Raw genomic sequence first — 8,868 nt, forward strand, 5'->3', positions numbered from 1 at the left:
GCCGCATGCGCCGGTCCACAACGGAAAACGCCGGGCGCGAACCCGGCGTCTCGATCGCCCGCGCGGCCGCCGAACGGCACGGCCGCGCGACGGCGTGCGTTACCGGATGATGCGCGTCACGCCGCGTCCGCGCGGATCGGCCACCGCTTCCGGCGTCTTTCCGTCGACCTTGATCACCTGGATATCGCCGCTGAAGTCCTGTCCCTTCAGCGTATAGCCGCGCGCCTCGAGCTGCTTCGCGAGCTCACCCTCGATCGGGTGGTACGGCTCCCAGAAGATCGTGTTCGGCGGCAGCAGCTGGTGATGGAAGCGCATCGCGCCGACGGCCTCCTTCAACGGCATCTTGAAGTCGTAGATGTTATTGATGACCTGGAAGATCGACGTGAAGATCCGCGAGCCGCCCGGCGTGCCGATCACGAGCGACACCTTGCCGTCCTTCGTCAGGATCGTCGGCGACATCGACGACAGCGGACGCTTCTTCGGCTCGATCGCGTTCGCGTCGCTGCCGACCACGCCGAACATGTTCGCGACGCCGGGCTTCGCGGAGAAGTCGTCCATCTCGTCGTTGAGCACGATGCCCGTGCCGTCGGCAATCACGCCCGACCCGAAATAGCCGTTGATCGTGTACGTGTTCGAGACCGCGTTGCCCCACTTGTCGACGACCGAGAAGTGCGTCGTCTCGGCCTTCTCCGGCATCGTCGTGCCGAGGCCCGGCTGCACGCTCTTGGTGTCGGCGATCTGCGTCGGATTGACCTCGGCCGCGCGCTTCGCGATATAGGCGTCGTCGGTCAGCTGCGCGACCGGCACCTTGTAGAAGTCGGGGTCGCCGAGATACTGCGCACGATCGGCGAACACGCGCTTCTCGATTTCGGCGACGAGATGGATGTATTGCGGCGAATTCAGCGTCACGCCCTCGAAATCCTGCTTCAGATCGGCCTTCATCTTCAGCAGCTGCACGAGGCCGATCCCGCCCGAGCTCGGCGGCGGCGCGGTGATCACGTCGTAGCCGTTCCACTTGGCCTGCACGGGCTCGCGCCAGACCGCGCGGTATTGCGCGAGATCCTCGGTCGTGATCAGGCCGTTGCCGTCGCCGCTCTTCATCGATGCGGCGATCAGTTCGGCCGTCTTGCCCTTGTAAAAGCCTTCCGCACCCTGGTTCGCGATGCGCGTCAGCACGGCGGCGAGATCGGGCTGCTTGAAGTTCGCACCGGCCTTCAGCCCCGAGAAGTACTTGTCGAAGTTCGTCTTGCCGCCGAACTCCTTCGATGCATCGACGCCGCGCTGCGCGAGCTGCTCGTCGACGATGAAGCCATCGCGCGCGTAGTGGATCGCCGGCGCGAGCACCTGCTTCCACTTCAGCTTGCCGAAGCGCTTCTGCGCTTCCCACATGCCGGCGACCGTGCCCGGCACGCCGACCGCGCGCGGACCGTAGAGGCTCATTCCCTTCACGACGTTGCCGTCCTTGTCGAGGTACATGTCCTTCGTCGCCGCGAGCGGCGCGCGTTCGCGGTAGTCGATGAAGTACGGCTTGCCGTCCTTGTAGATCGTCATGAAGCCGCCGCCGCCGATGTTGCCGGCCTCCGGATACGTGACGGCGAGCGTGAATGCGATGGCGACGGCCGCGTCGATCGCGTTGCCGCCTTCCTTGAAGATCTGCTCGGCGGCATCCGCGCTGTACTTGTCGGCGACCGCGACGGCCGAGCTCGTCAGCACCGCGGGTTGCGGGCCCTTCGCGTAGACGGGTGCGTTCGGCAGGAAACCGATGCCGGCCACCGTCGCGAACACGACGGCGGATGATTTGAAGCGATTCAGCGTAGTCATTGCATGTCCCCCATATGGATCTCCTTCAGGCTGGAAAAGCACCCGATCCGTTTATAGCCGCTGGCACGCCCGCGGCCATATGCCGGTTTCGTAGTATAGGGGGACAAAAAGGGTCGAACACGCGCTGCACGGCGAATCGTCATGGGCGCGTGTGCGGCGGGCCGCTCTGCGATGAAACGGCACGCGCCGTTCCCTCCTCGCGCCGAAACGAAAAAATCTGCAACCGATCGCCCGCTGCGTGCACGCATCTGAGAAGATAGCGCCCCGCTTTTCCGGGCGCGGCGCCGCCGTTCCCGTTCGTTCAGGCTTCTTCGTCTTTCGTTTCAGTTTCATATGGCATCGCACAACGCGCATCATGCGTCCGGCTTCGCGGCGGGCGTCGCGGCCGCCGCCCTCGTGGCGCAAACGGGCGCCACCGGGCCGTGGCATACCTCGCTCGTCGCCGCATTCATCGCCGGCGTCGCGGGCGGCACGGCGCCCGACTGGCTCGAACTCGCGTGGTGGAGCCGCAAGCGGCGGCTGTGGATCGCGCATCGCACCGTCACGCACTGGGGCATCGGCTGGCTCGCGCTGCTCGCGCTCGGCTGGCACGGACTCACGCATCATCCGCATCCGCTTTGGGCCGCGCCGCTGTTCGGCTTCGCGTGCGGCGGCCTGATGCATCTGCTCGCCGACTGGCCGAACCCGCTCGGCGTGCCATGGATCTGGCGGCGCCATTCGCTGAATCTCTGGAACAGCGGCCACTGCGATCTGATCGTCGTCGCGGCCGCGTGGGGCGGCACGCTCTGGCTCGTGCAGTCGGCGTGGACGCGCGCGCCGCTGCTGCAGCACTGGCTCGGCTGGCTGCATCGCGTGTAGCGCATGGCGGCGACGCGCGCTCGCACGTTGAAAGTCGCGCGGCGTCCCCCATCTGTGACGACGGATCCCCGTTCCGTCACGCACGGCACGCGCGCGCGACGTCTGGCACACTGGCGATGCGCGCACGGCCGCGCCTGCGCTCGCACCCCAATTCACCGAACCGATGGACGTCACCGCTACCCGCCCCGCCACGCGCGCGCTGGATGTGTTTCATCCGGCCGTCGCCGCATGGTTTCGCCGCACGTTCGCCGCACCGACCGGCGCGCAGGCGCTCGCGTGGCCGCACATCAAGGCCGGCCGCTCGACGCTCGTCGCCGCGCCGACCGGTTCCGGCAAGACGCTGACCGCGTTTCTGTGCGCGCTCGACGAACTCGTGCGCGACGCGCTCGCGCACGACGGCGCGCTGCCTGACGCGACGCTCGTCGTCTACGTATCGCCGCTGAAGGCGCTGTCGAACGACATCCACGTGAATCTCGATGCGCCGCTTGCCGGCATCGCCGAATCGCTCGCGCAGCTCGGCCTGCCCGTGCCGGCGATCCGCACCGCGGTACGCACCGGCGATACGACGCAGGCCGAGCGCAGCGCGCTGCGCAAGCGCGCGCCGCACATCCTCGTGACGACGCCCGAATCGCTGTACGTGCTGCTGTCGTCGACCTCGGGCCGGCAGATGCTGTCTACCGTTCGATCGGTGATCGTCGACGAAATCCACGCGCTCGCGTCGTCGAAGCGCGGCAGTCATCTCGCGCTGTCGCTCGAACGGCTCGACGCGCTGGTCGGCCGCGCGCTGCCGCGCATCGGGCTGTCGGCCACGCAAAAGCCGATCGATGCGGTCGCGCGCTTTCTCGTCGGCGGCCCGGCCGACGCGCCGCGCGAATGCGCGATCGTCGATACGGGCCACACGCGCGAACGCGATCTCGCGCTCGAACTGCCGAACGTGCCGCTCGAACCGGTGATGGCGAACGACGTGTGGGAACAGCTGTACGACCGCATCGCGGCACTCGCCGCCGCGCATCGCACGACGCTCGTGTTCGTCAACACGCGGCGCACGGCCGAGCGGATGGCGCACCATCTCGCCGAGCGGCTCGGCAAGGACGCGATCGCCGCACATCACGGCAGTCTCGCGAAGGAGCATCGCTTCGATGCGGAGCAGCGGCTCAAGCGCGGCGAACTGAAGCTGCTCGTCGCGACCGCATCGCTCGAACTCGGCATCGACATCGGCGATGTCGATCTCGTCTGCCAGGTCGGTTCGCCGCGCGGGATCGCGCCGTTCCTGCAGCGCGTCGGCCGCTCGGGGCACCACGTCGGCGGCGTGCCGAAGGGCCGGCTGTTTCCGCTGTCGCGCGACGAGCTCGTCGAATGCGCGGCGCTGCTCGACTGCGTGCGCCGCGGCGAACTCGACACGCTGCGGATTCCGGAAGCGCCGCTCGACGTGCTCGCGCAGCAGATCGTCGCCGAAGTCGCGTGCGCGGAATGGCGCGAAGACGCGCTGTACGCGAGCTTCACGCGCGCCGCGCCGTATGCGCGCCTGTCGCGCGAGCGCTTCGACGACGTGATGAAGATGCTCGCGGAAGGCTTCACGAGCCGCCGCGGCGTGCGCGGCGCGTATCTGCACCGCGACGTCGTCGGCGGCACGGTGCGCGGCCGGCGCAACGCGATGATGACGGCGACGACCTCCGGCGGCACGATTCCCGACATGGCCGACTACGCGGTGCTGCTCGAGCCGCAAGGCATCCAGGTCGGCACGGTCAACGAGGACTTCGCGGTCGAGAGTCTCGCCGGCGACGTGTTCCAGCTCGGCAACCAGTCGTACCGGATCATTCGCGTCGAAACGGGGCGCGTGCGCGTCGAGGATGCACAAGGCCAGTCGCCGAACATTCCGTTCTGGCTCGGCGAAGCGCCGGGACGCAGCGACGAGCTGTCGGCGGCCGTCGGCCGGCTGCGCGCGCAGCTCGACGCGCTGTTTGCCGAAGGCGATCGCCGGACGCAGGCGCGCGCCGCATCGCGCAAGCGCGCCGACGCCGATGCCGATACGGGCGCCGGCCCCGCAACCGGCGTCGCGCTCGCAGACAGCCGCCTTGCGCCGGCGCTGCGCTGGCTCGTCGACGAGCTGCGGCTGTCCGACGAAGCGGCCCGGCAGATCGTCGACTATCTCGCGCGCGCCCGCGCGGCGCTCGGCGCGCTGCCGACGCAAGACACGCTCGTGATGGAGCGCTTCTTCGACGAATCGGGCGGCACGCAGCTCGTGATCCACTCGCCGTTCGGCAGCCGCATCAACCGCGCGTGGGGGCTCGCGCTGCGCAAGCGCTTCTGCCGCAGTTTCAACTTCGAACTGCAGGCGGCGGCGACCGACGATGCGATCATCCTGTCGCTGTCGCTCGCGCACAGCTTCGCGCTCGAGGACGTATGGCGCTACCTGCGCTCGACGAGCGCCGAGCACGTGCTGATCCAGGCGCTGCTCGACGCGCCGCTGTTCGGCGTGCGCTGGCGCTGGAACGCGACGACGTCGCTCGCGCTGCCGCGCTTCACGGGCGGCCGGCGCACGGCACCGCAACTGCAGCGGATGAAAAGCGACGATCTGCTCGCGACCGTGTTTCCCGATCAGGCCGCGTGCCTCGAGAACGTCGTCGGCGAACGCGAGATTCCGCATCACCCGCTCGTCGATCAGACGCTCGACGACTGCCTGCACGACGCGATGGACGCCGACGGCTGGCTGGCGCTACTGCGCCGGATCGAAAGCGGCGCGGTCGAACTGATCGCGCGCGACCTGCCCGCGCCGTCGCCGCTCGCCGCCGAGATCCTCAACGCGAAGCCGTACGCGTATCTCGACGATGCGCCGATCGAGGAGCGCCGCACGCAGGCGGTGCTGTCGCGCCGCTGGAGCGATCCGGAATCGGCCGACGATCTCGGCGCGCTCGACGCCGATGCGATCGCCGCGGTGCGCGACGAAGCGTGGCCGCTCGTGCGCGACGCCGACGAAATGCACGATGCGCTGCTGACGCTCGCGTGCATCACCGAAGACGAAGCGAACGCACACGAAGGCTGGCCTGCGTGGCTCGCCGAACTTGCGGGCAGCCGCCGCGCGACGAAGCTCGTCACGCCGGATGGCGCCGCGCTGTGGGTGCCGGTCGAACGGCTCGTCTGCTTGCGCGCGGTGCACGCGGACGCGCGCGTGGCGCCGGTGCTGAAGGTGCCGGCCGCATGCGCGCAGCCCTGGGAAGCCGACGCCGCATGCGTCGAGCTGATCCGCGCGCGGCTGACCGGTTTCGGCCCGCTGCCGCTCGACGCGATCGCGCGACCGCTCGGCCTGCCGCCGGCCGCCGCCGCGGCGGCGCTCGCCGCCCTCGAACGCGAAGGCTACGTGATGCGCGGCCGCTTCACGCCGGGCACGACCGTCGACGAATGGTGCGAACGCCATCTGCTCGCGCGCATTCATCGCTATACGGTGAAGCGGCTGCGCCGCGAAATCGAGCCGGTCGAGCGTGCGGACTTCATGCGCTTCCTGTTCCACTGGCAGCATCTGACACCCGACACACGCGGCACAGGCCGCGACGCGCTCGCGGCCGTCGTCGAGCAGCTCGAAGGCTACGAAGCCGCCGCGGGCGCATGGGAAGACGCGCTGCTGCCGGCGCGGCTCAGCGACTACACGGCGGGCGGCCTCGACGAGCTGTGCCGCTCCGGAAAGCTGGTCTGGACGCGGATCGGCGCGCCCGCGCGCGCGGCCGGCACGCCCGTGAAGACCACGCCGATCGTGCTGCTGCCGCGCCGTCATCTGGCGGCGTGGCATGCGCTGCGCGATCCCGACGCGCAGCCGACGCTGTCGGCGCGCGCCGCACAGGTGCGCGATGCGCTCGCCGCGCACGGCGCGATGTTCTTCGACGCGCTGCTCGACGAGCTGCACATGCTGCCGGTCGAACTCGAACAGGCGCTCGGCGAACTCGTCTCGGCCGGCCTTGCGAACGCGGACAGCTTCGCGGGGCTGCGCGCGCTGCTGAAGCCGGCCGTCAAGCGCAGCGCGACCTATGCGCCGCGCACGCGGCGCGGCGGCGCACTGATCGGCGGCATGGACGACGCGGGCCGCTGGGCGCTCGTACAGCGCCCGGCCGAGCCCGCGCAGACGGACGCACCGAAGCGCCCCGCGCCGGCGACCGATCCCGCCGCGCTCGAACACGTCGTGTGGACATTGCTGCGCCGCTACGGCGTCGTGTTCTGGCGGCTGCTCGAGCGCGAAGCCGACTGGCTGCCGAGCTGGCGCGAGCTCGTGCGCGTGCTGCAGCGCCTCGAAGCGCGCGGCGAAATCCGCGGCGGCCGCTTCGTCGCGGGCCTCGCGGGCGAGCAATTCGCGTTGCCCGAAGCGATCCCGATCCTGCGCGAAATGCGGCGGCAGCCGGGCGACGGGCAGACCGTCTGCGTGACCGGCGTCGATCCGCTCAACCTCGTCGGCACGCTGCTGCCCGGCGACAAGGTGCCGGCGCTCGCCGGCAATCGCGTGCTGTTTCGCGACGGCGTGCCGATCGCGTCGCTCGTGTCCGGCGCATTCCGCTATGCGCCCGACCTGGCGGCCGCCGAGCGCGAGGACGCGCGCATCCGGCTCGCACGCCGCTACTGACGTCCGCTGACATCGCGAGCGTCGCCGACTACTGATCGCCGCGCCGCGGCGCCGCTGCCGTTCGGGTAGCATCGGACGATTATTCGCCGCGCGGCACGCCGCGCGTACGACAAGCCGTCCGGAGACAGTCACCCATGCGCTCGCACGCCGATTCGCCCGCCGCTCGTCACGGCGGTTCGCTGACGATTTTCCAGGGCGCCGCGCTGTATATCGGCGCGGTGCTCGGCACCGGCGTGATTGCGTTGCCCGCGCTGGCCGCCGACGTCGCGGGCCCCGCGTCGCTGCTTGCGTGGGCCGCGCTCGTCGTGCTGTCGGCGCCGCTCGCGGCGACGTTCGCGGCGCTCGGCGCCCGCTACCCGGACGCGGGCGGCGTATCGACGTATGCGCGACGCGCGTTCGGGCCGAAGGCGGCGGCCGTCGTCGGCTGGTGCTTCTATTTCGCGGTGCCGGCCGGTGCGCCGGCGGCGGCGATGTTCGGCGGCGCGTACGTCGCGGCCGTGACCGGCGGCGGACAGACGACCGTCATCGCGACCGCGGCCGCGCTGATCGCGATCGTGTCGGCCGCGAACGCGTTCGGCGTCACGGTGTCGGGCCGCATGCAACTCGTGCTGTCGGCGCTGCTCGTGACGCTGCTGCTCGCCGCCGTGCTCGCGTCCGCGCCGCATGCGCGCACGACGAACCTGCATCCGTTCGCGCCGCACGGCTGGCTCGCGGTCGGACAGGCGGCCGCGCTGCTCGTCTGGAGCTTCGCCGGATGGGAAGCCATCACGCATCTGGCGGCCGAATTTCGACGCCCTGCGCACGACATGCCGCGCTCGGCCGGCATTGCGGTCGTGGTCGTCGGCCTGCTCTATCTGTCCGTGGCGGCGGCGAGCGTGATGGTGCTCGGGCCGTCGGCCGGCGCGTCGGGCGCCCCGCTCGCCGAACTGATCGCCGGCGGTATCGGCGGCCATGCGCAGGTGCTGGCGACGGCCGCGGCGCTGCTGCTCACGCTCGGCACGATGAACGCCTATTTCGCCGGCGCGGCGAAACTCGGCGCGGCGCTCGGCCGCGACGGCGCGCTGCCAGGCTGGCTCGCGCAAGGCAGTCAGGTCGGCGGCGTGCCGCGCCGCAGCCTCGCTGCGATCGCGCTGCTCGCGGCGGTCGCGCTCGCCGCGACGACGCTCGCGGGGGTCGGGCCGACGCCGCTCGTGCTCGTCACGTCGGGCTGCTTCGTGATGGTGTACGGGCTCGGCGCGGCGGCCGCGCTGAAACTGCTGCCGCGCGGCAGCGTCGCATATCGCTGCGCGTGGATTTCGCTGATCGCGGTCGCCGGGCTGTTCGTGACGACGGGATGGTATGTCGTATGCCCGCTGCTGCTTGCCGGCGGCGCGCTGCTCTATCTGCGGATGACGGTGCGGCGCGGGTGATGCGATGCGACGTGCGCTCGCAGCTGCGGGTGGCGGCTTGCGGCTTGCGGCTTGCGGCTTGCGGCTTACGGCTCGCAGCGACGCGCACGCGTTCAACCTCGACCGCGACGCCCTCGCACGTCAGCCGCCGCGACGCGCCGGTTTGCGCGCCGCGCGGCGCGGCCGCGCGTCGCC

The 8,868-nt window shown here is 70.6% G+C and carries 4 protein-coding genes; 3 read left to right on the forward strand and 1 reads right to left on the reverse strand.

Going from position 1 to position 8,868, the window contains the following annotated elements; all coding sequences use genetic code 11:
• Positions 1 to 99 precede the first annotated feature (99 nt).
• Positions 100 to 1,821 carry a gamma-glutamyltransferase gene (ggt, locus tag HMPREF3115_RS04785; RefSeq protein ID WP_070553558.1) on the reverse strand — a complete coding sequence of 574 codons (1,722 nt, stop codon included), beginning with the start codon at positions 1,819 to 1,821 and terminating at the stop codon, positions 100 to 102.
• A gap of 333 nt (positions 1,822 to 2,154) precedes the next feature.
• On the opposite strand from ggt, the gene HMPREF3115_RS04790 reads away from it, so the two are divergent.
• The 3 genes from HMPREF3115_RS04790 (at position 2,155) to HMPREF3115_RS04800 (ending at position 8,694) form a co-directional block, all read left to right on the forward strand.
• Positions 2,155 to 2,679, forward strand: a complete 525-nt coding sequence (locus HMPREF3115_RS04790) for a metal-dependent hydrolase (RefSeq protein ID WP_006403751.1) — start codon at positions 2,155 to 2,157, stop codon at positions 2,677 to 2,679.
• A 163-nt stretch (positions 2,680 to 2,842) separates the two neighbouring features.
• Positions 2,843 to 7,285 (forward strand): DEAD/DEAH box helicase, encoded by a 4,443-nt coding sequence (locus HMPREF3115_RS04795; protein ID WP_070553559.1) that lies wholly within the window; start codon positions 2,843 to 2,845, stop codon positions 7,283 to 7,285.
• Positions 7,286 to 7,419: 134 nt separating this feature from the next.
• Positions 7,420 to 8,694: an APC family permease gene (locus HMPREF3115_RS04800; RefSeq protein ID WP_006403754.1), complete on the forward strand. Its 1,275-nt coding sequence runs from the start codon at positions 7,420 to 7,422 to the stop codon at positions 8,692 to 8,694.
• Positions 8,695 to 8,868: the final 174 nt, after the last annotated feature.

This window comes from Burkholderia sp. HMSC10F09, assembly GCF_001806955.1.
Taxonomy (GTDB): Bacteria; Pseudomonadota; Gammaproteobacteria; order Burkholderiales; family Burkholderiaceae; genus Burkholderia; species Burkholderia multivorans.